Consider the following 24,001-nt stretch of genomic DNA (forward strand, 5'->3'; position numbering starts at 1 on the left):
GACGATGTGTCGCGACACTCAGCGTCAGCGCGCGGATTGTGCCTGTATGGCTTCGGCAATGCCATCGGCGTCGATACCGTAATGGCGGCGAATGCCTTTGCGCGTGCCGTATTGCGCGAATTCGCCTTCGGTCACGCCGAGCGTGGTCAGGCGGCGCGGAATCTGGCGGCGCGCCATCAGCATCGCGACCATCGCGCCGATTCCGCCATGCAGCGAATGTTCTTCGACCGTGACGATCGCGTCGTGGCGTTCGATGATCGTCGCAAGCGCGTCCTGATCGAGCGGACGCAGCGAGGAGAGATTCACGAGCGTCGGATGCACGCCTTGCTGCTGCAGACGCTCGCACGCTTCGAGCGCTTCGCCGACCACGGAACCCAGCGCGATCACGGCCACACCGCGGCCTTCGATCAGCACGTCGGGACGGCCCGGCTGGAAGCGGTACGACGCGTCGTGAACGACGGGAAATTTCGCGTTGTCGAGACGGATGTAGACCGGGCCGTCGACGGCGGCCGCATAGTCGATCATCTGCACGACTTCGGCTTCGTCGCACGGCGCGAAAATCTGCACGTTGCCGAAGCCGCTCATGATCGAGATGTCGTCGATCGCATGGTGCGTGGACGCCAGCGGACCGTAGGCCACGCCCGCGTTCAGGCCCAGCATCTTCACGTTGGTGGCGCTGTAGCAGATGTCGTTCTTGACCTGCTCGTTCGCGCGGCCCACGAGGAACGGCGCGGCATTGGCCGTGAACACAATATGTCCGCCCAGCGCGAGGCCCGCCGCCATGCCGACCATGTTCTGCTCGGCAATGCCCACGTTAATCACGCGCTCGGGATAGGTTTCGAGAAACGGGCCGATCTTCGAGGTCGAGGTGGAGTCGGCCACCATCACGATGATGTCCTCGCCCGCAGCCGTCAGGCGGCTCAGCGCGCTGACCGCACCGTCGCGCAAATCGGCGGAATTACGCATGGTCCAGCTCCTCCAGTGCCTGCTTGAGTTGTTGCTCGTCAGGGAATTTGTGATGCCAGGCCGGCACGTTCTCCATGAACGACACGCCACGGCCCTTGATGGTGTGCGCGATCAACACTTTCGGCTTTCTATTTCCGGTGTCGAGACTTTCGATTAGTTTCCAAATTGCGTCCGAATCATTTCCATTGACGTCGTGCACCTCGAATCCGAACGCGCGGAATTTCTCGTCCAGCGGGTCGAGATCCATGATGTTGTGGGTGAAGTCGGCGAGTTGCAGGCGGTTGCGGTCGACGATCACGACGAGGTTCGACAGCTCGAAATGCGCCGCCGCCATCGCGGCTTCCCAGTTCGATCCTTCCTCGAGTTCGCCGTCGCCGGTCAGCACGAACACGCGCCCGACCGGACCCTCCGACGCTTGAGCATGGCGCTGTTTGGCCATCGCGAGACCCGCCGCGATCGGCATGCCGTGACCCAGGCCGCCGGTGTTGACCGTCACGAGCGTCGGCAGCTTTTGCCGCACCGGGTGGCCCGGCAGCCGTGAATGGTCCTGCAGATAGGTAGGCAGTTCGCTGCCTTCGAGCCAGCCGAGTTCCGCGAAACAGGAATAGAGACCGCCCACGCCGTGGCCCTTGCTGAGAATGAATTCGTCCTGCCACTTCACGGTGCGATCGCCCTGCACCTCGTAGCGGAGCACATGGAAATACAGCGCCGCGAGGATGTCCGCTTCCGACATGTCGCCGCCCGTATGGCCGCTCTTCGCCGCCGAATTCATCACGCAGATCTTCTTGCGGATCTCCTGCGCCCGCCTGTGCAGCGGCTCGCCAGACTGCTTGTAGGGGTTTTCCATTCCCTGCTCCCGAACTTCCTGTTTGCGTGGAATGCAGTTTCTGTTACTTTCTTTCGAAAGTCAAAGAGAAATCAAAGCAAAGAGGGAAAACACCAGGTCGGTCGCGATACGGCCGCGAATCGGGCAAAATACAGGCCATAACGTCCGGGTTTGCGGGCGCGGGCGGCTTGCAGGGAAAAAACATGGACCAAAGGACCAGAACAGAGAAGATTTTCGAAAAGGTGCAGGCGGCCAAGCTGGTCAAGCTCTCGGAGCTTTCCAGCGAATTCGGCGTTTCGATGCCCACCATTCGAAAAGACATTGACGAGTTGCAGCGCCTCGGACACGTCGAGCGCGTTCATGGCAACGTGCGCCTCAAGACCGCGCAAGCCGAGCCCGCCCCCAAAGTGCCGAGCGCCAGCATTCTGCCGACGAGCGAGGAAAAGGCGCAGATCGGCCGCAAGGCGGCGACGCTCATCGCGAACGGGGACGCCGTCATTCTCGACTGCGGTGCGACCACGACCGAACTCGCGAAGAATCTGCTGGACCGCCAGAATCTGCGCATCGTCACCAATGCGCTAAACATTGCCATCCTGCTCGGCGCGGAGCCGACCAACCGCGTGATGCTCACAGGCGGCATCTTCAAGGCGGAAACGATCGCCGTGTCGGGCGAAAAGGCGTCGACTTTTTTCGAGGGCATGTTCGTCGACAAACTCTTTCTCGCGGCGGGCGGCGTCGCCATGGAATCGGGTATTTCCTATCCCGACTTCATCGACCTGCACGTGAAGCGCGCGATGATCGACGCGGCGAAAACGGTGTATCTGCTCGCCGATTCGAAGAAGTTCGGCAAGCGCGAGTTCGCGACTTTCGGCGCGATGGACCAGATCGACTATTTGATTACCGATGAAGGGCTCGATGCCGAATTCGCGGACTGGATCACCGGTCTCGGCATCAAGATTCTGTACGCGTAGTGGCAAACGCCGCCTCATAAACATATGAGGTTTCGTTCGTTCTAAAAACCTCGGCCGGCGACTAGCTTTGAATGATCTTGAACGTATGTTCTGATCATCGGAGCACTCATGAGCACCGTGTTAGCCGCCCCGCCAGCCCACCCGGACGCGCAGGCGCTGCCGTTCGCCGCCCCGTCCGTCGAAGCGGAACTCAACTATCTCGCGCCGGGCACGGTCCGGCCCGTCAATTACACATTCGAACCGCCTGCGGGCATACCGTGGAGTTCGGGCACGCTCGATCCGCGCCGCGTAACGATTCATAATGCGCGCCCACTCGCGCAAAACGGCGGCATTTCGCTCGACAAGCAAGGATTCCAGCGCGTCGCGCACGCAAGCGCGCTGCACGATTTCAGCGACGAGGCGCAAATCCGCGACGTCTATCTGCCCGAAGCCGAAGCGCTGCTGCGCACGATTACGGGCGCCGCGAAAGTCGAGATCTTCGATCACACGCTGCGCGACAGCGCACGCGGTTCACGCGCCAACGCCGCGCTGCGCGAACCAGTACGCCGCGTGCATAACGATCAGACTTTCGTTTCGGGGCCGAGGCGCGTTCGCGATCATCTGGACGCGGACGAAGCCGCGCAGCGTCTTCAGCGGCGCTTCGCGATCATCAATCTGTGGCGACCTCTGAACGAAGTCGAGCAATTGCCGCTCGCACTCTGCGACGCACGCTCCATTGCGCCCGACGATCTCGTACCCACCGATCTCGTCTACCGTGACAAAACCGGGGAAACGTATTCGTTTCTCGCGAACGCGCGACATCGCTGGTTTTATTTTCCCCGACTGCGCGCCGACGAAGTGCTGTTGCTCAAGATCTACGATTCACGCGAGGAAGGGACGGCGCGATTCACCGCGCACACGGCTTTCGACGATCCGCACACGCCGGATGACGCCGCGCCGCGTCGCAGTATTGAATTGCGCGCACTCGTTTTCTGGGACTGAAAAGACGTGACGCTTGCCGACGCACGAGATTAAACGCGCAGGCAAGCGTAGGGTGGATGATCGCGCTTATTCGAGCGGGATTTCCGGAACGAAGGGATAAAGCAGCGGCGTATAGCTCAGGTGAAAGTATCCGTGCCGCGCATAGAGCGCGGCGCGCTCCACGCGTTCGTGCGTCTCCTCGCGCGCATTTTTCGTTTCAACGATGTCGCGTGAACGCACAGGCTCGCTGCGGAATACCCTGAAAAACAGGGCTGAAATCGGAATCGACATAACGACGCCTCCGTGGCATTGCATAAGGTCCAATCTATTCCCCGATATTTCATCGGACAACCAAGCATTTCAGGAATACTTATGCAACACGCAGCCGGATCACAGGCATTGACGTCGTCACGTCGTTACACCGTTACGTCGACCCGCGTCGGCCGTTCGAGACCGAGATGCGAGCGCAAGGTGCGACCCGCGTATTCGGTTCGAAAGAGTCCGCGCCGCTGCAGAATCGGCACCACGCCGTCGACGAATGCAGCGAGACCGTCCGGCAACGCGTCCGGCATCAGATTGAAACCGTCGACGGCTTCGCCCTTGAACCAGTGCTCGATATCGTCGGCGATCTGCTCGGGTGTCCCGACGATCACGCGATGACCGCCGCCGCCCGCAAGCGCGCGAATCAGCTCGCGCACCGTATAACCGCCGCGCCGAGCCTGAGCCAGCGTCGCGTGAAAGAACGTGTGATTGCCGTTGCCGCCGTTCGGCAGCGCGAGATTCTCGGGCAGGCGCGCGTCGAGATCGAGTTGGTCCGGCGTGATGCCCAGCGTGCCGGCCAGCCGCGCGAGACTGTAGCGCCACGGAATCAGATCGACGAGTTCATCGCGGCGCTTTAACGCTTCCGCTTCGGTCGCGCCGATGATGGTCGTAAGCCCCGCCAGCACCTGTACGCCATGCGCACGCCCGTACCCCGCGGCGCGAGCGTGAAGATCGCGCCGGTACGCAACCGACTCCTCGAACGATTGCGACGCCGAGAACACCGCCTCCGCATGGCGCGCGGCGAGATCGCGGCCATCGCCTGACGCACCGGCCTGCACCAGCACCGGATGCCCTTGTGGCGAGCGCGGCAGATTCAGCGGCCCCTGCACCTTGAAAAAGCGCCCTTCGTGCGCCACGGGCCGCACCTTCGTCACGTCGATAAAACGGCCGCCCTGTTTGTCGCCAACGAAAGCGTCATCGTCCCAGCTATCCCAGAGCGCCTTGACCACCTCGGTGAACTCGGCCGCACGCGCATAGCGCTGCGCGTGGTCCGGCACCGTATCGTGGCCGAAATTGCGCGCCGAGGGCAGATCGGCCGTCGTCACAACGTTCCAGCCGGCGCGCCCGCCGCTCACATGATCGAGCGTGGCAAAGCGGCGCGCGATGTTATACGGCTCGTTATAACTCGTCGACGCCGTGCCGATCACGCCAATATGCGTGGTCGCCGCCGCGATGCTCGCGAGCAGAATCGTCGGTTCGAGCGCGGTGATCGGACGAAAGTCGATCTGGTCGACGATAGCCGCATTGTCAGCGAGAAAGACCGCGTCGAACTTCGCTCGTTCGGCGAGTTGCGCGACGCGCACATAATGCGCGACATCGACGAACGCGCGCGGATCGGCATCGTCGAGACGCCATGCCGACGGCACGAAACCCGAATGCAGAATATTGACGTTCAGATGCAACTGGCGCGGTGTATTGGCCGCCGAAGTTCTACTCATCTCGCTCGCACTCCCGAAACGCGAAATTCACCAGGAGAAAAAGTATAGGGAGACAGCGGCATGCATCTAACCACCGAATTGGCATGTGGTTATGCCTGCGCCTGCGTTGGACTCGCACGTCATGGCGCGCGCTGCGTAACCGCTGCGTAACCATGGCGTCGAAGCAAACCACGCGCGCACGAACGCATTGCACTTTTCGTTGTTTGACCGCGCGCCCGGCGCTTACGAATAATCGATGACTTCATTCAGCCCACGTGGAAGGAGCCATCATGCGGCATCGATTATTCACACGAACGTTACTTGCCACGATTGCCCTGTTCGCGCTGCAATCGCCTGTCACGCACGCAGCCGACACCGCGCCGCGCGTATTGCGCGTGGGCTTCGTTCCCGGTCCGTATGCCGATGAATTCCGCGAAGGCGTGGAGCCGCAACTCAAACGCAAGGGCTACACTGTGCAGTACGTGAATTTCAGCACTGGGCTCGAAGCAAATCAGGCCGTGTGGCACGACGAAATCGCCGCCGACGTGATGCAGCACAGCGTCTATCTGAAAGCCTATAACGATCGCAATGGCACGGATCTCGTGGGCGTGGTGCAGGTGCCGACGCCGCCAATGGGCCTCTATTCGACGCGCCATCACGCGCTATCGGATGTGAAGCGCGGCGCCACGGTGGCGGTGCCGAACGACCCCGTCAATCTCGAACGCGCGCTGAAGATATTGCAGGCGGTGGGATGGGTCCGCATCCGCGAGAATCCCAATCCCGTGGATGTGTCCGAACATGATGTGATCGCCAATCCCGCCGGGATTCGCATCGTACCGCTCGATACGGCGCAGGCGCCGCGTGCGCTCGAAGACGTGGATTTCGCGGCGATTCAGGGCAACTTCGCCATTTCCAGCGGCCACAAGCTGACTGAAGCGCTGGCGCTCGAAAACATGCAGTCGCCGTATGTGAACCAGGTGGTCGTGAAAGCATCGAACCGAAATTCACAGGCAACCGCCGATATTGTGGCCGCCTATCGCGCCGACGCCTTTCGCACCGCCATCCTTCACAACGCCACTTATCAGGGCTATCGCCTGCCCGATTACTTTCCGCCGCAGACCGCCAGATAGCGGCGAAGGCTGTCGAGCCAGGGCGTTCGACAGCACCTGACCAGCACCCGGCCACCATTCTGCATGCACATGTTTTTCACATTTAATCATGCAACATGCGCATGAGGCAAGTGTGAATTCCAGCGCAGCATTTCCGAAAAGCAAAGCATAAAAAACCGTTTGTCAGCGCCATGCCTATGCGCTTTTAATAGCCAGCTTCATGGCGCACAAACGCGGATTTTTGCAATACAGCGTGCGGACAACCGCCGCACCCCCGAATGTCGGGCGAACCCTGCCTCGCGAAGTCGTGCAAGCCATCCTGCCATGCGTCGCGCCAGGTAGGCCACGCAGCCAACCGCATGGAAGGCTTTTTACCCACGGTTATCTCCGTCCATCTCCATCACGGAACCGACATGGCTGACGTCACCTCTTCCTCGCACCGCGACTTCTCACCGTCGCGGGCCGCCTCGCTGTTCAGCGGCGATCGCTTCTATAACCGGCTCTCGTGGGCCATCCCCATTCTGATTCTCGCGATCTGGGAGTTCGCCGCGCGCGTGGGCTGGATCGAACCGCAAGTGCTCCCGTCGCCCAGCAGCGTCGCCGAGACCGCCTGGAATCTGGCCCGCAGCGGCGACCTGTTCGTGCACCTCGGTGTTTCGCTGCTGCGCGCGCTGACCGGCTTTCTGATTGGCGGCACGATCGGTCTGGCGCTGGGCGTGCTCGTCGGCTTTTCGCGGCTCGCGCAGGCGCTTTTCGACCGCTCGATCCAGATGGTGCGCGCCATTCCGTTTCTCGCGATGCTGCCGCTGGTCATCGTGTGGTTCGGCGTGGGCGAAGGCGCGAAGATTTTTCTCGTCGCGCTCGCCGTGCTCTTTCCCGTCTATATCAACACGATGCTCGGCATTCGCCAGATCGATCCGAAGCTGATGGAACTGGCCAAGGTGATCGGCATGAAGTGGCCCGCCGTCGTGCGACGCATCATTCTGCCGGGCGCGATGCCCGCCATCCTCACCGGCGTGCGTTATGCGCTCGCCCACGCATGGCTCGCGCTCGTGATCGCCGAAACGCTCGCGACCACCAAAGGCATCGGCTTTCTCGCGATGGACGCGCGCGAATTCCTGCAAACCAACGTCATTGTGCTGACCATGATTATTTACGCGATCATCGGCGTGGTCGCCGACGCGCTGGTTCGCGCGCTCGAAACGCGCTTCCTGTCGTGGCACGCGAATTACACGAAGGGAGAAAAAGCATGAGCGCCTCCGCCACCTTGTCGCCGCGCGCGAACGCTGCTATTCAGCGCAACAACGACATCGAAACCGCATCCGCCGACTCGACGCTGGCCGTATCCGTGCGCGGACTTCAGCGACGGTATGGCTCGCGCGTCGTGATCGACGCACTCGACCTCGAGATTCGCAAGGGCGAATTCGTCGCGTTGCTGGGCGAAAGCGGTTGCGGCAAGACCACGCTGCTGCGCGCGCTCGCGGGTCTCGACACACCGGATGCGGGACAGATTCGCGCGCCCGCGCGTCCTTCCGTGGTGTTTCAGGAGCATCGTCTGCTGCCGTGGGCGACGTTGTGGGAGAACGTCGCGCTCGGCCACGAATCTTCCATCGGACGCAGCGGCGCATCGCGCGCGCTGGCCGAAGTCGGCCTCGCAGGTCGCGAACTCGACTGGCCGCGCCATCTCTCCGGCGGTCAGGCGCAACGTGTCGCGCTCGCGCGCGCTCTCGTGCGCGATCCCGCGCTGTTGCTCCTCGACGAGCCGTTCGCCGCGCTCGACGCGCTCACGCGCCGCAAGATGCACGGGCTCGTCAAGGAACTGGTGGCGCGCCATGCGCCGGGCGTGCTCATCGTGACGCACGACGTGGACGAAGCGCTCGTGCTCGCGGACCGCATTCTCGTCATGCGCGCGGGCCGGATTGCGGCCGCGTTTCAACCTGAAGATCACACGCCGCAAGCGTTGCGGCAGACGCTCCTCGCGGAACTCGGCGTGCAGGAGCATTGAGGCTTTGACGCACCGAAACACGCTACACAATTAACAAGGATACCGAATGAATGATGCTTCACTGACTCGCCGCCGCCTGTTGCGCGCGGCGGGTGGACTGCTGGCCGGCGCGGCCGCCGCGCGCCTGCTTCCTGCGGCTCAAGCCGCGCAAGCCGCACAAGCCGCGCCAGCCAAACTCACCCGCAACACCGACACCGTGCGCATCGGCTGGGGCTATGGCGCGCTGCCCGATATCGCGAAACAACGTGGCGTGTTCGAGAAAACGCTGGCCGCGAAGAACATCAAGGTCGAATGGGTCGGCCCCTTCCCGAACCACGCGCCCTCGATCCAGGCCGTGGTGGGCGGCAGCGCCGACTTCGGCTTCTGGGGATCGACTACGCCCGCGCTCGCCGCGATGCTGGCCGGTTCGCCCATCGTCTTCACCGGCTTCGACGTGTACTCGCCGCGCTCCACCGCGATCATCGTGAAGAAGAGCAGCAAGATCAATTCGGTCGCCGATCTCGTGGGCCGCAAGGTGGCGGTGAACCGTTCCGGACTCGGCGAGTTTCTGCTGATCGCCGCGCTCGAAAAGAACCATGTCGATCGCAGCAAGGTCGAGTTCGTCTATCTGAATCCGCCCGATGCGGCGCCCGCTTTCGCGCAAGGCCGCGTCGACGCCTGGTCGATGTGGTCGCCCGCCGTCGATATCGCGCGTTATGCGAACGACGCGAAAGACATCTTCAACGAAGGTCGCGATCTCGACTTCCTGATCGACTACAGCTCGCTGGTGTCGCGCCGCAAGTTCACGGAAGAAAACTCCGAACTGGTGCGCGCCGTGCTCGATGCGTATTACGTCGAAGGCGCGTGGCAATCGCAGCATCCCGAGGAAGCGGAGCGGCTCGTGCAACGCGAAGCGAAATATCCGGATCAGGTCCGCGACTATCTCGCGAGTCTCAAACGCGTGAATCAGTTTCACGAACCCGACGACGCAGCCTTCATGGCCCAGTTCCAGCGCGCGGCCGACTGGCTCGCGCAACGCAAGATCATCAGCGCGCCGATCAAGGTCGCCGATTACAGCGTCAAAGTCTGAGGCACGACCCGGCGCAGCCCGCTGCGCCATGAACAGGAAAATGTATGGCTGAAACTTCCACGCAGGCCGCGAACCCGAACGCGCGGGTCTCCGCGTTGTCCGCCTCGCTCGGACTCGCGGCGACGATCGACGAGATCGCCGCGACGGCGGCACAACGCGAACGCGAGCAACGTCTGCCGCATGAAGCCATCGCCGCGCTGAAAGCGCTCGACTTCGGCGCGCTGCGTCTGCCCGTCGAAGACGGCGGCCACGGCGTGTCGCTGAGCGGACTGTTCACGGTCGCGCGCGATCTCGCCGCTGCCGACTCGAACATCGCCCACGCGTTTCGCAATCATCTTTGGCAAGTCGAAGCGGCGTTGCAGCGCCGCGAGCATCCGTTCCATGCGCACGTGCTCGATCTCGCGCGACAGCGCAAGACCGTCGGGCTCAGTTTCGTCGAGAGCGACGCGACGGCCGCGGGCGCACGCTCAAGCCGCGTGCTCAGCCGGCTCGAATGGGATGCGGGCAAGCAGGTCTATCTGGGGTCGGGCGACAAGGTCTATGCCACGGGCAACCTCTACAACGACGCCTTTGTCGGCCAGGCGATCGAAAGCCGCGCGAACGCGACCGTGCAATACGTGCTCGAACGCGGCCCGGGCGTCGCCACCGAAGACGACTGGCGAGGCTTCGGCCAGCGCCTCACCGGCTCGGGCACGGCACGGTTTCGCGATGTCGTGGTGCGGCCCGAGCACGTTTATCCGCCCGACCCGCCCAAAGCGCCCGACGCCGCGCCCTGGGGCTTCACGTTCCACCAGGTGTATCTGACCAACTGCATCGCGGGGATCGTGCGGCGCGTGGTGCAGGATGCCGTCGACGTGCTGCGCACGCGGCAGCGCAACTTCTACCACGGCGAGGCCGCGCAGCCCGCCGACGAGCCCGCGTTGCAGGCCTTGCTCGGCCGCATCCGCGCCTACGCTGCGAGTATCGAAGCCACGGCGGACCGCGCGGTGCAGACGTTGCAGGACGCCCTCACGCACCACGGCACGCCCGACGAGTATGCGAGCACGCTGGCCGCGACGCTCACCGCGTCCGAAGCGAAGGTCGTGATCGACGATCTCGCGCCGCAAGTGGCGAGTTGGCTCATCGATCTCGGTTCAGGCTCGGCCGTGTCGAGCGTCGCCGCGCTCGACCGGCACTGGCGCAATATCAAGGTGATCGCTTCGCACAATCCGCGTCTCTACAAGGAGCGGCTGCTCGGCCAGAATCTGCTGAACGGTCAACTACCGCCAACGGGCGCGTTTTTCTGACGAAGTTCTGACGAAACCGCGCGCCCCGCTCCGCAGTCATTCAACGCGAGAAAAAACGGTTTGCGGGGCGCGGCAGACCGAGGTGATCGCGCAACGTTTTCCCCGTGTATTCGCGCCGGAAAATACCGCGACGCTGCAATTCGGGAACGACCTTCAACGCGAAATCGTCCACGCCCGCAGGCAGGAACGGAAACATCACGTTGAAGCCGTCACTGCCTTCCTGCACGAGCCATTGCTCCATCTCGTCGGCGATCGACTCGGGCGTGCCGACCATCTCCAGTCCCGAATAGCCGCCCACGCGCTGCGCCAGCTGGCGCACGGTCAGGTTCTCCTCCCGCGCCCAGTCCACCACGCGCTGACGCGCCGAGCGGCTCGCATTGCTTTCGGGAATGTCCGGCAGCGGCCCGTCCAGATCGAAGCGCGAGACATCGTGACCCAGCGCGATCGACAAGGACGCAATCCCGCTTTCCGCATGCACGAACGTATCGAGCAGCGCGCGCTTCTCGCGCGCCTCGTCGAGCGTTTCGCCGACCACCACGAACGCGCCCGGCAGGATCTTCAGATGATCGCGCTCGCGGCCGTAGCGCGCGAGACGCCCTTTCACGTCCGCATAAAACCGCTTGCCCGTCTCCAGATCCGGCTGCGCCGTGAACACGGCCTCGGCGGTTTGCGCCGCGAGTTCGCGACCGGCTTCGGACGATCCCGCCTGCACGATCACGGGCCAACCTTGCGGCGGCCGCGCGATATTGAGCGGCCCGCGCACCGAGTAGTGCTCGCCTTTGTGATCGAGCACGTGCATTTTCTCGGGATCGAAATACTCGCCGCTCGCAACGTCGCGTATGAAAGCGTCGTCGTCCCAGCTATCCCAAAGGCCGGTCACGATGTCGAAGAACTCGCGCGCGCGACGATAGCGCTCGTCGTGCTCCACATGTTCGTCGAGGCCGAAATTCAAGGCGGCATCGGGATTCGAAGTGGTGACGAGATTCCAGCCCGCGCGTCCGCCGCTCAGATGATCGAGCGAGGCGAAACGGCGCGCGACGTGGTAAGGCGCGTCGAAGGTCGTCGATGCGGTGGCGACGAGGCCGATCTTCGACGTTACGGCCGCCAGCGCGGAAAGCAGCGTGAACGGCTCAAACGAGGTGGCGGTGTGGCCGCGCTTGAGCGCGCTCACCGGCATGTTCAGCACGGCGAGATGATCGGCCATGAAAAACGCGTCGAAGCGCGCGGTTTCGAGCGTTTGCGCAAGACGTTTCAGATGTGCGAAATTGAAATTCGCATCGGGCCATGCGCCCGGAAAACGCCACGCGCCGGTATGCATGCTGACCGGGCGCATGAAGGCGCCCAGGTGCAATTGACGCAATTGAAGACTGTGGGCCATGACGTTCTCGCGGAAACGAAAAGGCACACCTTAGCGCGAATCGGCGCAACGCGCTGAGCGCCGATTCGCCTGGAAACCCCTTAAATTACGCAGTGGAATAAGCAAACCATCCGGCGTAAATTGCCCCGCGTGTTTTCGTCTGCAAAAGCAGATCGAATGACGAAGAAGATTAACCCGCGCTCGCGAGTATCGAATGCAGCAACACATTCGCGCCTGCTTCAGCCCATTCGGGCGTGATCGCTTCGGCTTCGTTGTGGCTCAGGCCGTCGATACAGGGCACGAAAATCATGCCCGTGGGCGCGACGCGCGCGAGATAGCATGCATCGTGGCCCGCGCCGGACACGATATCCGCATGCGAAAGATCGAGCGCTTGTACCGCACGACGCACCGTCTCCACGCATTCCGGCGCGAACGGCACGGGCGCGTAATCGAAGATCTGCTCGATGCGATGCCCAAGCTGCTCCTCGTGCGCGACGCGCGCAAGTTCCTCGCGCAACTTCGCGTCCATTTCAGCGAGCGTCGCCGATTCGGGATGACGAAATTCCACCGTGAAAAAGCAGCGTCCCGGCACCGTGTTGCGCGAGTTCGGCTTCGCCTCGATCATGCCGACCGTGGCGCGTCCGAACGGCGCATAGCTGCGTCCGAGCGCCGACACGAAGGTGATGATGCGCGCCGCGCCCACGAGCGCATCGCGGCGCAGATCCATCGGCGTGGTGCCTGCATGCGCATCCACGCCGTCGAGTTCGATCTCGTACCAGCGCTGTCCTTGCCCCGCCGTGACGACGCCGATGGTCTTGCCGCTGCGTTCGAGAATCGCGCCCTGCTCGATGTGCAGTTCGTACGCCGCGTGCACCGGCGTGCCGCCCACGGGCGCGTCGCCCGCATAACCGATATGCGCAAGCGCCTCGCCGATCGTCGTGCCCGACGCATCGCTGCGCGAAAGCCCGTAATCGAGCGGATATACGCCCGCGTAGACGCCCGACGCGATCATCGCGGGCGCGAAGCGCGAACCTTCCTCGTTGGTCCACACGACCACTTCGATGGGCCGTTCCGTTTGCACGTTCGCGTCGTTGAGCGCGCGCAGCACTTCGAGCCCGCCGAGCACGCCGTAGATGCCGTCGTAACGGCCACCGGTCGGCTGGGTATCGGCGTGCGAACCGGTCAGCACGGGCGAGGCGTTCGCATCGCGGCCCGCGCGCCGCGCGAAGATATTGCCGATGCGGTCGATGCGAATTTCGCACCCCGCTTCGCGCGCCCACTGCACGAACAGATCGCGGCTTTCGCGGTCGAGTTCGGTCAGCGCGAGACGGCAGACGCCGCCTTTAGGCGTTGCGCCGATACGCGCCATGCGTTCGAGCGAGTCCCACAAACGCGGGCCGTTCACGCGCAACGCGGCGCGCGTTTCAAGCGTATCGAGCTTGTTGAGCGTGCCGATCTCAGCCATGCGTACCACCTTGCGCATCGCGCACGCGATAACGGAAATCGCAGCGCTTGCCGCCCTGCATGATGGTGCTCGTGCGCGTGAGTTCGACGCCCGGCTCGTAGCCCGCGATGAACTCGCTGTCGCGCGCGCAACTGAGCAGATGGCCGATTTCGCCGAGCCCCATCGCGTGATACATCTCCGCGTAGCTGCAACGCTTCACGTCGTAGTCGTAGGCTTCGTCGTCGGCGCGCAGCGTTTCGACATCGAGCGCATCGTCCTTTTCCCAGAGCACCTGCAAGGCCACGAACGACGCGATGCTCGCACCATTCGGCTCGCGCGCCGCGAATTCGCGACCTGCGTTCACCGCCGCGCCGCGCACCGCTTCGCCGATCACGGCCTGCGCACGCTCCACGCCGAACTCGCGCTTCATGATCTCGTAGATTGGCTTGATGATTTCCGCTTCGATACGGCGGCGCTCGAGAATGCCGAGCGTCACGCCGTTGACGTTGACTTCCTGCGAGCTAACTTCTTCCGCGCGGCCTTCGTGATGAGTTTGCGTCATGCTGTGTTTTCCTCGCTCCGCTCAGCGCGCCGCGGTCTTTGCGGCGGTCTTCGCAACTGCGGGCTTCGCAGCCTGCGCCGACGACCCGCCGCCCAGCACATCGACCACGACCCACTTACCGTCGCGCACCTGATAGATCGTGTACGCCGGATCCTTGAGATTGCCTTGCGCGTCGAAGGCGATCGTGCCGGTCACGCCTTCGCGGCGAATCGAATGCAGCGCGGCGACGATCTGCTTCGGATCGGCGGAATTCACCTGCTGCGTGGCTGCGATCAACGTCGCGGCCGCGTCATAGGCGAACGGCGCGTGCAGTTCGATCGGCGCATGCCAGCGCGCGCGGTACTGCGCGTCGAAGGCGGGACCGCCCGGCATGCGGTCGAGCGGACGGCCCGGCTCCAGCGCCGTCACGCCCTCGCCCGCCGGACCGGCGAGCTTCAGGAAGGTCTGGCTGACGAACCCGCCCGCGCCCAGCAGCGGCGCCTGAATATGCAGCTGACGCATGCGGCGCACGAGCGGCGCGGCTTCCACGTCGATGCCGCCGAGGAACACCAGATCCGCGCGCTTGCCCTTGATTTCCGTGAGCACGCCGCTGAAGTCGATGGTCTTGTCGGTCACATATTGATGATCGACCACGGTGCCGCCGTTGGCCTGCACGCCCTTGATGAACTGATTCGCGAGGCCAGCGCCGAACGCGGTCTGATCGTCGATCACGGCGATGCGCTGCGCCTTGAGCGTCTTCACGGCGTAAGCGCCGGTGTAGGCGCCGCTGTCGTCGTCGTGACCCATGATGCGAAACGAGGTGTCGAAGCCCTGCAGCGTGTACTGATGGCCCGTGGAAGCCGGCGCGATCTGCGCGATGCCGGCGTCGTGATAGACGCGCGCGGCCGGCACGCTGCAACCGGTGTTCCAGTGGCCGACCACGCCCACCACATGACGCTCGACGAGTTGCTGCGCGACCGTCACGGCCGTACGCGGATCGGACTGATCATCGGCGCTCACGAGCTTGTAGACCACGGGCTTGCCGCCGAGCGTGGGATGCTTCGCGTTGGCATCGTCGATGGCGAGCTGTGCGCCGTTTTCCAGATCCTTGCCGATCCGCGCCGATGCGCCGGTGAGCGGCGCAGCCAGGCCGATCAGCACGACCTGTTCGTCCTGGGCGTGCGCGCCGGGCGCGAAAGCGGAGACCGCGAGCGCGGCGAGCGGCAACAACAAAGCGTTCTTTTTCATGAGCGTGTGGGCGTGTCTTATACGTTGAGTCAGGAAGCCGGCGTCTGTTACGCGAGCTCCGAAAGTTGAAAAAGATTAAGGTTTGGCCCACACACGCTTAAATGACCTTTCGTTCTATCGTTATGTCAGCCTGCTCAGTTAGCACTTAAACCACTGATTTATCGATACAAAATAAGGAATGCCCGACGCATCGTGCGTTCGATATAATTCGATACATGAAAAAAATTCAGCAACTCTCCGATGATCCGCCGCTGCGCGCGGTGCGCGCCTTCGAGGCCTTCGCGCGCCACGGCTCGGTGAGCACGGCGGCCCAGGAGCTCGACATCACGCCCTCGGCCGTGAGCCATCAGCTTCAGTTGCTCGAATCGTTCGTGCAAACGCCGCTCACCGTGCGCAACGGCCGCTCGCTCGTGCTCACCGACGAAGGCCGCGATTATTACCGCTCGATCAGCGCGGCGTTTTCGGTGCTGCGCAGCGCGACGGGGTTCGTGCGCGAACGGTCGTCGCGGCGGCAGATCACGATCAGTCTGATTCCGCTGTTCGGCATGGGCTGGTTCATTCCGCGCCTGCACGACTTCCTGTCGGCGAATGAAGACGTGGACGTGACGGTGCTCTACGCGAATCACCGCAATTACCGCAGCGACGCGGCCGATCTTTCGATTCGCTTCGGCACGGGCGACTGGGTCGGTTATACGAGCACGCCGCTCATGTCGGGCGCGGTGGTGCCGGTCTGCACGCCGCGCTTCCTGCAGCGTTACGGGCCGCTGCGCAAGCCCGCCGATCTCGCCGGCGTGCCGCTCGTGCACGACGAAGACCGCAGCACCTGGGTCAACTGGCTGCAAAGCGTGGGCGCGCGCCACATGACACGCGTCGAAGGCCCGCTGTTCGAAGACGGCCAACTCACCTTGAGCGCCGCGCTCGCCGACCTCGGCGCGGCCTTGCTGCGCGCGCCGCTGATCTCGCGCGAACTGGCATCGGGCGCGCTGCGCAAGCTGTTCGACCACGAACTCGACGACGGCCGCCATTACTATCTCTGCTGGCGCGCCGACGCCGAATTGCCCGACGGCGCGCAACGGCTCGCGAACTGGCTGCTGGCGTCGCGGCAGAGCGCTTAGGGGTTGGATGCGGCGGCGTTTTTGTCCGCGTTCTTGTCCGCATACGTGTCCACGTCGAGCCGCAGCGCGTCGTACATCACCTGGCCCGGCGTGGTGTTCGCCGGCACGCGCTGATCGCTGCCCGCGAGCGTGAAGCGCGCGTAGGGCACGCCATCGGCGTGATAGAGGCTCACCGTGTTCTCGCCCGCCTTCAGCAACGCCGCGTCGAACACGATCGCGCGCACGTTGTACGGCGAATCCTGCGCGCTGCCGCGATAACCCGCCGTGCCCGTCTTGGGCAGACGGATCTGCGCGACCTCGGTGCCGTTCACGGCCACGCGCAGATCGGTCAGCGTCTTGCCCTGCTCGGGCTGCGCGGATGCAAAGCCGATCGTCAACGTGGCCTTGCCCGATTGCGCGCGGCTGAGATCGAAATGAATGCGCCAGTCCGGACGTTCCGCGTAGACGGTCCACTGCGCGTAATTCCAGTCGCGCGCGGGATCGCTCTTGCCGATCACGAAATCGACATCGTGCGGAAACTGCTTCGGATAGCGGCGGAACATCTGATAGTTGCGCGCGTCGTCGCCATTGCGGAACTCCGCGGCCGAGCGATCGAAGCGGCCGATCTGCCAGAGGCGCACGCCCGGCTCCTCCACGGGCCACGTTATCGCACCGAGATCGAGATGCTGGTCCGCGCCCACGCGCACGTTGTGCACGACGAGGTCTTCGGGTTGATCCGCGCCGCTCACATGCAGGTCGTAGACGCCGGGAATCACGTTGTGCAGATCGAAATGACCCGCGTCGTCGAGTGCGCTCCAGAACGCGTAGCCTTTGTTCTGCGCGCTCCAGGGCACGCCGGGGTCGGACAGGATCGCCCACGCGTGCGTCACGGGCTTTGATGCGGGCCTGGATGCGAGCTTCGATGCGTCATTCGCCAGACTCACGCTACCACTCACTTCGCCGCGCGTCTGCCGATACGCCGGCGTATCGACCCACGTGTACGGCCACGCGGCGACTTCGCGCGCGTGTTGGCGTTCGGCGTCGGCCCAGAGTGCGGCCGGACCGTCGGCGCGATTGGCATAGACGAGGAACGGACCGTAGACCTTGCGCCAGTCCTCGCCGTCCTTGAGCACGACCGCCGACGCGCCGAAGTGCACCGACTGCAGCACCCGCAGCAGCACGTTGTCGTGCAGTGTCTGGCCCTGCTTGACCGGGCCGCCGTTGTGGTACTCGGGGCTCGCCTCGATCATCCAGAGGCCGCGCTGCGCGCCCACGTAACCGTACACCGGCACCTGCGACCAGAACACCGAGTTCATGTACTTGGTCTTGATCGTGCCGTCGTCGAGCTGGAAGGTCGCGTCGCTCAGTTCGCGGCTGATCGCGCCTTGCGGAATCGGCACGAATTTGCTGTCGCCCACGGCCCAGTGATCGAAAGTGCCGTCCATCACCGTCTTCACGACGAAGCGGTTTTGATAGAAGGTCGCCGCCGGTTGATCCGCGCCGTGATGCACCTCGGCCTGCGCGTAGAAGCCGCTATGGCCGCGCAACAGCGTGTAACGCACGTCGATATCGAACGGAAACACGGCCGTCGGGCGCGAACGCACGCTGACTTCGGCGCGCTCGGGCGTGTTCGCCACCACGCTCACCTGCGCCTCGCCGGGCCGCATGCGGAAATAGCCTTTCTTGTCTTCCTTGTAGCCCGGCGGCACGACCGCAACGTCGGCGTTCGCATCCCAGTACATGGCTTTTTCCGGGTCGTTTTCGAAGTCGTCGCCATGCGCTTCGTAGGCCGCGCGCTGCGCGGTCACGCCGAGGTCGTGCCAGCCCGTGGCGTCGTGTTGACGGATCGCGGCGAGATAGCCGTCGTCGCGCTCGACGCGGATCTCCACGATGCCGTTGTCGAGCGTGATCGTGCCGGCGTCTTCGCTAACCGTTACGGGGGCGTCGTCGGCATGCGCCGTTGCGGCGAACAGCGCGAGCGCGGCGAACAGCAAAGAGGAAAGGCCCGCACGGCGCGGGCGGAGGGAATGCGGGAAGGTCATCATCGGCGTCATACAGTGAAATGCAGTGGCAACGCGCGACGCCTTCAAGGCAGCGCGCGAATGGAGAAGTCGCGGATGGTCTGGCGCGAGGCCGTCGAGCGAAAACCGAACCAGCCCGCGTCGGGCAGCGGCGGCGAGGCCGCGAAATACGGCTTGCCGTCGAGATAGAAACGCGTGCCGCGCCTGTCGACGACGATGCGCACGCGGTACGGATGATTCGCGCGCAGCAGCCAGGGCGGCGTCGTGTATTGCGCGAGCAGCGGACGCGCGCTTGTGCCGTCGTAGCGGCGAAAGCGCGTCGTGGTATTGCCGTTGCCGCCGATGCCCGCGTAGAACAGATCGAGCGCGTCGTAATCCTCGAAGCGACCCGAACCGCCGAACGGCGCGACGCGACCGTTCGAGCCGCGCGCGCTGGCCAGCCAGAACTGGTTCAGATCGGAGACGCGGTCATGCGGCCCGCCCGCATCGAGCACGGTGCGCGTATAGGTGATTTCATAGTGGCCCGTGAGCCGCCGGTCGAGCCAGACGGTCAGGCCGCGCGCGCTGTCGAGCACCAGCGCGTGGTGATCGGTGTAAACCGGCGACGATTTGCGTGACGAATGCGAGTCAATACTCGCTTTCGTCGATGGCACAGTCTTGGAATCAGGCTCGGCCTCCACAATCCAGCGACGCGCGTCGAACGACGCAAAGTCTTCGCGCAGGATCGCGCGCGGCGCGGCGTGCAACGGAAACGCGGCGAGCAGCGCCAGCAAGGCTGGCAGCACGCGCACGGCGAAAGAAGGTCTGCGCACGGCGGGGACTCCGTCACGTTGCATCGGTTAGGGGAACAGCCGCGCGAGCGGCTTCTGCCCACCTTGTGCAACGAGACGCGCAAAGCGTCAGCGCGTACGCGAAAAAATCTAGCTGAACACGCTCAGATACGGACCGACGCGCGTGAGCTGGACCGGCGCGCTTTCCGCGACCTGCGTAAGCGCGCGCGGAATGTCGCCGAGCAGGAACACGCCGCTCACGCGCGCCTCGCCGGCTTCGCCCGTCACGCGGATCACGCCCGGCTCGTAGCGGTTGAAGACGTCCACGAGTGCGTCGAGCGAGACGTTGTCGGCGACGAAGATGCCGCGCGTCCACGCGCTCACCAGATCGAACGACTGCGCGAGACGTCGCGCGCCATCGGACGAGAACGCGACGCTCTCACCCGCCGCCACGCGCAGCGCCGGGCGTCCCGGCTGCAGGACCACGGCCTCGCCCTTGCCCACCGCGACCACGCTATGCCGATAGATGCGCCCCACGTTGATCGTGCCGCCTTCGGTCTGCACGACGCCATGTTCGGTTTCGATGCTGCGCAGAAGTCCCGCATGCGACGCCCGCATATGCACGAGCACCTGCCCCGCCGAGACGCGCAGCACGCGGTCGCCAGACGCCGCGCTGCGATCGCTACGATCGACGCGATAAACCCGGCTGCCCGCGTCGATCGTCATTTGCGAGCCGTCGGCGAGACTCACGGTGCGCCGTTCGCCGATCGCGCTCTGCCAGTCCGCGTCGAGACCGAGCCGATGCACGCCCTCGCGCAGCGCCACGCCCGCAAGCGCCAGCGCCACGCCGCCAAATCCCGCGCGCAGCAGCTTGCGGCGCTGCGCCGACGGCACCCGCAACGCCTCGGCCGCCGCCGCGCGTTCAGCCGCGCCGCCAGGCCGCATGCGCGCGAGCCGCGTCTGCAGCGCGGCCCACGCGCGGCCGTTCGCTTCGTCGCGCTGCCACGCTTCGAATGCGGCGAGTTCACGCGCATCGAGTTCGCCTTCACGCAGGCGCACTTCCCATTCGACAGCGCCCCGCGCGCTGCCCGCCTCGGTGCCCCTCATGACGCGCGCCGTGCTCATGCCGCCTCGCAACACAGCACGAGCGCCTGCGCGACGTATTTGCGCACCATGCTCACGGACACGCCGAGCCGCACCGCGATATCGGCGTATTTCATGTCTTCGAACTGACTCAGGATGAACGCCTCTCGCGCGCGTGCGGAAAGCTGCTGCAAGGCCGCGTCGATCAGCAGGATCTCCTGCACGGCTTCGAGCGCGACCTCGGGCGCGGGCGCAACCGGTTCGGGTGCGAGCGCGAGCCGCGCGAGATAGGCGCGTTCGATATCGCGTCGACGCCAATGCTCGAACGTCAGCCGGCGCGCGATTGTCGTGAGCAAGGCGCGCGGCTGCCGGATCGCGCTGACGTCCGGATGCGCGGCCAGCTCGGTGAACGCGCTCGCGGCGAGATCCTCGGCGTCGCTGCTCGATCCGACGAGACGGTGCATACAGCCCGTGAGCCAGCCGTAGCTGCGGCGGAATTCGTCGGACAGGAAACGCTCGCGCGCCGGATTGGTGAGCGCCTCGGCGTCGGCGGCGCGGCCGGCGGACAGGCTTTGGGATCGGATCGCCATGACGGTCGGACTGAACGCATTGCGCGCAACGCGTGAGCAGGCAAGTTGGGCTGAGGCTGGAGCGGCGATTCTAAAGTTGCGGGCGCAGCCGTCCAAAGCACGGATTCTCGAATCGATATGACGCGCACGGTGCTGCGCATTGCATAAATGATTCGGAGCGCCACACAAAAAAATCCTGCCCGACTGCACTGTTTCGCTGACGCTTTTCGATGCTCGTTGCACATGGCCATCGTTCACCCGCGCATCGGCATGCCGCGCATCCCGAACGCTTCGATCATCGACATAACGACAGGCTTAACGTGAAACGACCCCGTACCCCGGCATCGCGCCGCAGCGCGCGCCGTCCGGCCAGCGCCCGCAACACGCTCTCAATCGCGCTTTCGGCCGCGCTCTTTCTTGCAGCCGGCGCCGCGCTCGCACAGGACGCCTCGACGCACACTTTCCATCTCGCGGCGCAACCGCTCAACCGCACGCTGCTGTCCATCGCGGCGCAAAGCGGCGTGCCGCTCAGCTACGACCCGCATCTCGTCGAACACGTGCAGGCCGCGCCCGTGAGCGGCGCGCTCACAGCGCAAGGCGCGATCGCCCAGGCGCTCAAGGGCACCGGTCTCGAAGTCGTGACCACGGACAGCCACGCGCTCGCCGTGCGCCGCGCCGCGCCGGCCGCCACCGCGACGGAGGACGCGCGCCCAAAAGCTGACCGGCCGCAGCGGCCGGTTCCCCCGCCCGCCACCGCCGACACGACCACCACCACGCAACTGGGCACCGTGACCGTGAGCGCCACGCGCGCGCGACGCGACGACCCGCAGCGCACGCCGACGTCGAGCTACCGCGTGACCGGCCGCGAACTGCAACAGCAGCACATCACCTCGCTCGCGGATCTTCAGCAGCTCGTGCCCGGCCTGAACGTGCAGACCACCGATCCGTCCGACACGCAGATCACGATCCGCGGCGTGGGCGACGGCGGCGGCCAGACGAGCGGCGAGCAGAACATCGGCATGCCGAGCAGCGTGGCCGTGTATCTCGACAACGTGTACCTGCCGCGTCCCGGCATGCTCGCGGGCGCACTCGCCGACGTCGATTACGTCGACGTGCTAAGCGGCGCGCAAGGCACGCTGTTCGGCGCGAACTCGACGGGCGGCGTGATCGACATCCACACGCCGCTGCCGAGTTCCACGCTGACCGGCTCCGAAAGCCTCTCGTTCGCCTCGCGCGGCACGGTGCTCAATCACACCATGCTCTCAGGGCCAATCGCTGACATGCTCTCGGGCCGCATCGACTTCGTGCACAACAGCACCAACGGCGACGTCAACAACATCACGAATGGCCACACGCTCAACGGCAATTCGAGCAACAGCGTGCGCGGCCAGCTGCTTTTCAAGCCCAACAACCAGTTCAGCCTGCGTCTGAGCGCCGATTACAGCAACGAGAACGACTCGCCCACGCCGGTGACGTATTCGTCGAATTCGGTGAATGGCGTGAACAGCTTTCTCACGCATTCGTCGTTGATCGGCAATCGCGTGGTGTATGGGGGCGACGATCACAACGTCGCGCTCGACGACGAAAACAGCATGCATCTCGTGCAGGGCGGCGGTTCGGCCGAGGCGAACTATCGCTTCGACAACGGCTACAACCTGCGGTCCGTGAGTTCGTATCGCTACTTCAATTACGTGCCTTCGGTGGCCGACAGCCTGAGTGTTCCCGTCTACGCGAACAGCGGCACGCAGTTTCTCGACCGTTCGTGGTCGCAGGATTTCCGCCTCGATTCGCCGCACGGTCAATATTTCGACTGGGCCGTGGGCGCGACCTACATGGGCGAGAACGAAGCGACGCAAGCCTTCACGCGTTACGCCGACAGCAAGCTGCCGGGCCTCTATTACGGCAGCACGGCTTACGACGGGCTCGACATCATTCGCTACGGCACGCTGCACGACGAAGTGTGGTCGGGCTTCGGTCAGGGCACCTTCCACGTGACGCCGCGCTTCGACATCACGGCGGGCGTGCGCCTCACCTACGACAAGAAAGGCGGCCAGTTCATCCGCTATAACAAGGCGCCGTTCAACTCCGGTTACCTTGTTCAATACAACACGCTGCCCTCGGCCACGCTCGCGTTCAAGTATCTGCTCACACGCGATCTGAGCAGCTATCTCGCGCTCTCGTACGGCGAGAAAGCGGGCGGCCTGAACGTCTCGGCGGGCGCGGCATCGAAGGCCGGCGACAGCTCACTTGTGATCGCACCCGAACGCACCAAGAGCGCGGAACTGGGCATCAAGGGCACGTTGCTCGACGGCTCGCTGAGCGCGAAAGCCGACGTGTTCCTGACCTACGTGAACGCGTTCCAGACGCAGAGCTACGACCCCAGCACGCAATCGACCTACCTCGTGAACGCGGGGACGTTCCGCTCGCGCGGCGCGGAATTCTCACTGCAATACACGCCCGACGATCATCTGCTGCTGCAGACATCCGCGGTCTATAACGACGCGCGCTACCTCAACTATCACCACGCGATCTGCCCGCCCGAAGTCACGCTCGGACCGTCCGGTTCCACCGCGATCTGCGACCTCACGGGCAATCAGGTCTTCAACGCGCCGAAGCTCACGTTCAATGCGACGGCGCGCTACACGTGGCACACACTCAACGGCCTCACTTCGTTCGTGAGCGCGCGCTATTCGTATCGCACGTGGATGTACGGCACCGTCGACGACTCGGCGTTCACGCGCATTCCGGGCTATGGCCTCGTCTCGCTTTCGGCGGGCACGGGCGGCAAATTCAGTCGCGGCAGCTGGACCGCCTCGCTCTGGGTCAACAATCTGTTCAACAAAACCTACTATCAGCGGCTCGTGGAAAGCGATTACGGGTCGGTGCTCGGCTGGATCGGCGAACCGCGCACGATCGGCGGCACGCTGACCTATCAGTTCTGAG

21 protein-coding genes are annotated in these 24,001 nt (G+C 64.3%); 9 read left to right on the forward strand and 12 right to left on the reverse strand.

The window, feature by feature from the left end:
- Window positions 1-24: 24 nt before the first annotated feature.
- Window positions 25-966: a transketolase family protein gene (locus tag G5S35_RS25010; RefSeq protein ID WP_065059788.1), complete on the reverse strand. Its 942-nt coding sequence runs from the start codon at window positions 964-966 to the stop codon at window positions 25-27.
- Entirely contained in the window at window positions 959-1,813 is an 855-nt protein-coding gene (locus G5S35_RS25015; protein ID WP_074985479.1) for a transketolase, read from the reverse strand. The genes G5S35_RS25010 and G5S35_RS25015 overlap by 8 nt, the downstream gene beginning before the upstream one ends.
- 182 nt (window positions 1,814-1,995) lie before the next feature.
- On the opposite strand from G5S35_RS25015, the gene G5S35_RS25020 reads away from it, so the two are divergent.
- Together G5S35_RS25020 and G5S35_RS25025 are read left to right on the forward strand one after the other, a co-directional pair.
- Window positions 1,996-2,763 carry a DeoR/GlpR family DNA-binding transcription regulator gene (locus tag G5S35_RS25020; protein WP_074985481.1) on the forward strand — a complete coding sequence of 256 codons (768 nt, stop codon included), beginning with the start codon at window positions 1,996-1,998 and terminating at the stop codon, window positions 2,761-2,763.
- Between the two features lie 108 nt (window positions 2,764-2,871).
- Entirely contained in the window at window positions 2,872-3,744 is an 873-nt protein-coding gene (locus G5S35_RS25025) for a CmcJ/NvfI family oxidoreductase (RefSeq protein WP_237181666.1), read from the forward strand.
- 66 nt (window positions 3,745-3,810) lie between these two features.
- Here the strand turns inward: G5S35_RS25025 and G5S35_RS25030 are convergent, their stop codons facing one another.
- Together G5S35_RS25030 and G5S35_RS25035 are read right to left on the reverse strand one after the other, a co-directional pair.
- Window positions 3,811-4,014: a hypothetical protein gene (locus tag G5S35_RS25030; RefSeq protein WP_183039846.1), complete on the reverse strand. Its 204-nt coding sequence runs from the start codon at window positions 4,012-4,014 to the stop codon at window positions 3,811-3,813.
- Between the two features lie 125 nt (window positions 4,015-4,139).
- Window positions 4,140-5,483, reverse strand: a complete 1,344-nt coding sequence (locus tag G5S35_RS25035; RefSeq protein ID WP_183039847.1) for an LLM class flavin-dependent oxidoreductase — start codon at window positions 5,481-5,483, stop codon at window positions 4,140-4,142.
- Between the two features lie 269 nt (window positions 5,484-5,752).
- Between G5S35_RS25035 and G5S35_RS25040 the strand changes: the two genes are divergently transcribed.
- The 5 genes from G5S35_RS25040 to G5S35_RS25060 all read left to right on the forward strand — a co-directional run bounded on the left by G5S35_RS25040 (window position 5,753) and on the right by G5S35_RS25060 (window position 10,931).
- Window positions 5,753-6,592, forward strand: a complete 840-nt coding sequence (locus G5S35_RS25040) for a MetQ/NlpA family ABC transporter substrate-binding protein (protein WP_074985487.1) — start codon at window positions 5,753-5,755, stop codon at window positions 6,590-6,592.
- Window positions 6,593-6,984: 392 nt separating this feature from the next.
- The gene (locus tag G5S35_RS25045) at window positions 6,985-7,824 is read left to right on the forward strand and encodes an ABC transporter permease subunit (RefSeq protein WP_065059856.1); all 840 of its coding nucleotides are present in this window, start codon (window positions 6,985-6,987) and stop codon (window positions 7,822-7,824) included.
- Window positions 7,821-8,576, forward strand: a complete 756-nt coding sequence (locus tag G5S35_RS25050; RefSeq protein WP_074985491.1) for an ABC transporter ATP-binding protein — start codon at window positions 7,821-7,823, stop codon at window positions 8,574-8,576. Before G5S35_RS25045 ends, G5S35_RS25050 begins: the two co-directional genes overlap by 4 nt.
- A gap of 46 nt (window positions 8,577-8,622) precedes the next feature.
- Window positions 8,623-9,645, forward strand: a complete 1,023-nt coding sequence (locus G5S35_RS25055; RefSeq protein ID WP_183039848.1) for an NrtA/SsuA/CpmA family ABC transporter substrate-binding protein — start codon at window positions 8,623-8,625, stop codon at window positions 9,643-9,645.
- Window positions 9,646-9,689: 44 nt separating this feature from the next.
- Window positions 9,690-10,931 (forward strand): acyl-CoA dehydrogenase family protein, encoded by a 1,242-nt coding sequence (locus G5S35_RS25060; RefSeq protein ID WP_183039849.1) that lies wholly within the window; start codon window positions 9,690-9,692, stop codon window positions 10,929-10,931.
- A 40-nt stretch (window positions 10,932-10,971) separates the two neighbouring features.
- Here G5S35_RS25060 and G5S35_RS25065 read toward each other — a convergent pair whose 3' ends face one another.
- From G5S35_RS25065 to G5S35_RS25080, 4 genes are all read right to left on the reverse strand, one after another.
- Window positions 10,972-12,309 carry an LLM class flavin-dependent oxidoreductase gene (locus G5S35_RS25065; protein ID WP_183039850.1) on the reverse strand — a complete coding sequence of 446 codons (1,338 nt, stop codon included), beginning with the start codon at window positions 12,307-12,309 and terminating at the stop codon, window positions 10,972-10,974.
- Window positions 12,310-12,478: 169 nt separating this feature from the next.
- Window positions 12,479-13,753: a Zn-dependent hydrolase gene (locus G5S35_RS25070; RefSeq protein WP_183039851.1), complete on the reverse strand. Its 1,275-nt coding sequence runs from the start codon at window positions 13,751-13,753 to the stop codon at window positions 12,479-12,481.
- Complete coding sequence (locus tag G5S35_RS25075; RefSeq protein ID WP_080180738.1) at window positions 13,746-14,294, reverse strand: L-2-amino-thiazoline-4-carboxylic acid hydrolase; 549 nt, start codon at window positions 14,292-14,294, stop codon at window positions 13,746-13,748. The genes G5S35_RS25070 and G5S35_RS25075 overlap by 8 nt, the downstream gene beginning before the upstream one ends.
- A 21-nt stretch (window positions 14,295-14,315) precedes the next feature.
- On the reverse strand, window positions 14,316-15,521 hold the full coding sequence (locus tag G5S35_RS25080) for a branched-chain amino acid ABC transporter substrate-binding protein (RefSeq protein WP_110327784.1): 1,206 nt from the start codon (window positions 15,519-15,521) through the stop codon (window positions 14,316-14,318).
- A gap of 215 nt (window positions 15,522-15,736) precedes the next feature.
- Between G5S35_RS25080 and G5S35_RS25085 the strand changes: the two genes are divergently transcribed.
- Window positions 15,737-16,636: a LysR substrate-binding domain-containing protein gene (locus G5S35_RS25085; RefSeq protein WP_065059801.1), complete on the forward strand. Its 900-nt coding sequence runs from the start codon at window positions 15,737-15,739 to the stop codon at window positions 16,634-16,636.
- Here the strand turns inward: G5S35_RS25085 and G5S35_RS25090 are convergent.
- The 4 genes from G5S35_RS25090 to G5S35_RS25105 all read right to left on the reverse strand — a co-directional run bounded on the left by G5S35_RS25090 (window position 16,633) and on the right by G5S35_RS25105 (window position 21,079).
- A complete protein-coding gene (locus tag G5S35_RS25090; protein WP_183039852.1) occupies window positions 16,633-18,669 on the reverse strand; it encodes a polysaccharide lyase family protein in 2,037 nt (678 codons plus the stop codon). The genes G5S35_RS25085 and G5S35_RS25090 overlap by 4 nt on opposite strands.
- Before the next feature lie 32 nt (window positions 18,670-18,701).
- On the reverse strand, window positions 18,702-19,448 hold the full coding sequence (locus tag G5S35_RS25095) for a DUF6250 domain-containing protein (RefSeq protein ID WP_176081033.1): 747 nt from the start codon (window positions 19,446-19,448) through the stop codon (window positions 18,702-18,704).
- Between the two features lie 108 nt (window positions 19,449-19,556).
- Complete coding sequence (locus tag G5S35_RS25100; RefSeq protein WP_183039853.1) at window positions 19,557-20,513, reverse strand: FecR family protein; 957 nt, start codon at window positions 20,511-20,513, stop codon at window positions 19,557-19,559.
- A 14-nt stretch (window positions 20,514-20,527) separates the two neighbouring features.
- Window positions 20,528-21,079 carry a sigma-70 family RNA polymerase sigma factor gene (locus G5S35_RS25105; RefSeq protein WP_080180735.1) on the reverse strand — a complete coding sequence of 184 codons (552 nt, stop codon included), beginning with the start codon at window positions 21,077-21,079 and terminating at the stop codon, window positions 20,528-20,530.
- Between the two features lie 299 nt (window positions 21,080-21,378).
- On the opposite strand from G5S35_RS25105, the gene G5S35_RS25110 reads away from it, so the two are divergent.
- Window positions 21,379-24,000 (forward strand): TonB-dependent receptor, encoded by a 2,622-nt coding sequence (locus G5S35_RS25110; protein WP_183039854.1) that lies wholly within the window; start codon window positions 21,379-21,381, stop codon window positions 23,998-24,000.
- Window position 24,001: the final 1 nt, after the last annotated feature.

Source organism: Paraburkholderia tropica (assembly GCF_014171495.1).
Lineage (GTDB): Bacteria > Pseudomonadota > Gammaproteobacteria > Burkholderiales > Burkholderiaceae > Paraburkholderia > Paraburkholderia tropica.

Excerpts from the sequence above, each read along its gene's own strand:
- G5S35_RS25035 (WP_183039847.1), bottom strand. The coding sequence starts at position 5,483 with ATGAGTAGAACTTCGGCGGCCAATACACCGCGCCAGTTGCATCTGAAC.
- G5S35_RS25015 (WP_074985479.1), bottom strand. The coding sequence starts at position 1,813 with ATGGAAAACCCCTACAAGCAGTCTGGCGAGCCGCTGCACAGGCGGGCG.
- G5S35_RS25050 (WP_074985491.1), top strand. The coding sequence starts at position 7,821 with ATGAGCGCCTCCGCCACCTTGTCGCCGCGCGCGAACGCTGCTATTCAG.
- G5S35_RS25040 (WP_074985487.1), top strand. The coding sequence starts at position 5,753 with ATGCGGCATCGATTATTCACACGAACGTTACTTGCCACGATTGCCCTG.
- G5S35_RS25025 (WP_237181666.1), top strand. The coding sequence starts at position 2,872 with ATGAGCACCGTGTTAGCCGCCCCGCCAGCCCACCCGGACGCGCAGGCG.
- G5S35_RS25075 (WP_080180738.1), bottom strand. The coding sequence starts at position 14,294 with ATGACGCAAACTCATCACGAAGGCCGCGCGGAAGAAGTTAGCTCGCAG.
- G5S35_RS25060 (WP_183039849.1), top strand. The coding sequence starts at position 9,690 with ATGGCTGAAACTTCCACGCAGGCCGCGAACCCGAACGCGCGGGTCTCC.
- G5S35_RS25065 (WP_183039850.1), bottom strand. The coding sequence starts at position 12,309 with ATGGCCCACAGTCTTCAATTGCGTCAATTGCACCTGGGCGCCTTCATG.
- G5S35_RS25080 (WP_110327784.1), bottom strand. The coding sequence starts at position 15,521 with ATGAAAAAGAACGCTTTGTTGTTGCCGCTCGCCGCGCTCGCGGTCTCC.
- G5S35_RS25090 (WP_183039852.1), bottom strand. The coding sequence starts at position 18,669 with ATGACGCCGATGATGACCTTCCCGCATTCCCTCCGCCCGCGCCGTGCG.
- G5S35_RS25105 (WP_080180735.1), bottom strand. The coding sequence starts at position 21,079 with ATGGCGATCCGATCCCAAAGCCTGTCCGCCGGCCGCGCCGCCGACGCC.
- G5S35_RS25100 (WP_183039853.1), bottom strand. The coding sequence starts at position 20,513 with ATGAGGGGCACCGAGGCGGGCAGCGCGCGGGGCGCTGTCGAATGGGAA.
- G5S35_RS25045 (WP_065059856.1), top strand. The coding sequence starts at position 6,985 with ATGGCTGACGTCACCTCTTCCTCGCACCGCGACTTCTCACCGTCGCGG.
- G5S35_RS25085 (WP_065059801.1), top strand. The coding sequence starts at position 15,737 with ATGAAAAAAATTCAGCAACTCTCCGATGATCCGCCGCTGCGCGCGGTG.
- G5S35_RS25055 (WP_183039848.1), top strand. The coding sequence starts at position 8,623 with ATGAATGATGCTTCACTGACTCGCCGCCGCCTGTTGCGCGCGGCGGGT.
- G5S35_RS25010 (WP_065059788.1), bottom strand. The coding sequence starts at position 966 with ATGCGTAATTCCGCCGATTTGCGCGACGGTGCGGTCAGCGCGCTGAGC.
- G5S35_RS25020 (WP_074985481.1), top strand. The coding sequence starts at position 1,996 with ATGGACCAAAGGACCAGAACAGAGAAGATTTTCGAAAAGGTGCAGGCG.
- G5S35_RS25070 (WP_183039851.1), bottom strand. The coding sequence starts at position 13,753 with ATGGCTGAGATCGGCACGCTCAACAAGCTCGATACGCTTGAAACGCGC.
- G5S35_RS25030 (WP_183039846.1), bottom strand. The coding sequence starts at position 4,014 with ATGTCGATTCCGATTTCAGCCCTGTTTTTCAGGGTATTCCGCAGCGAG.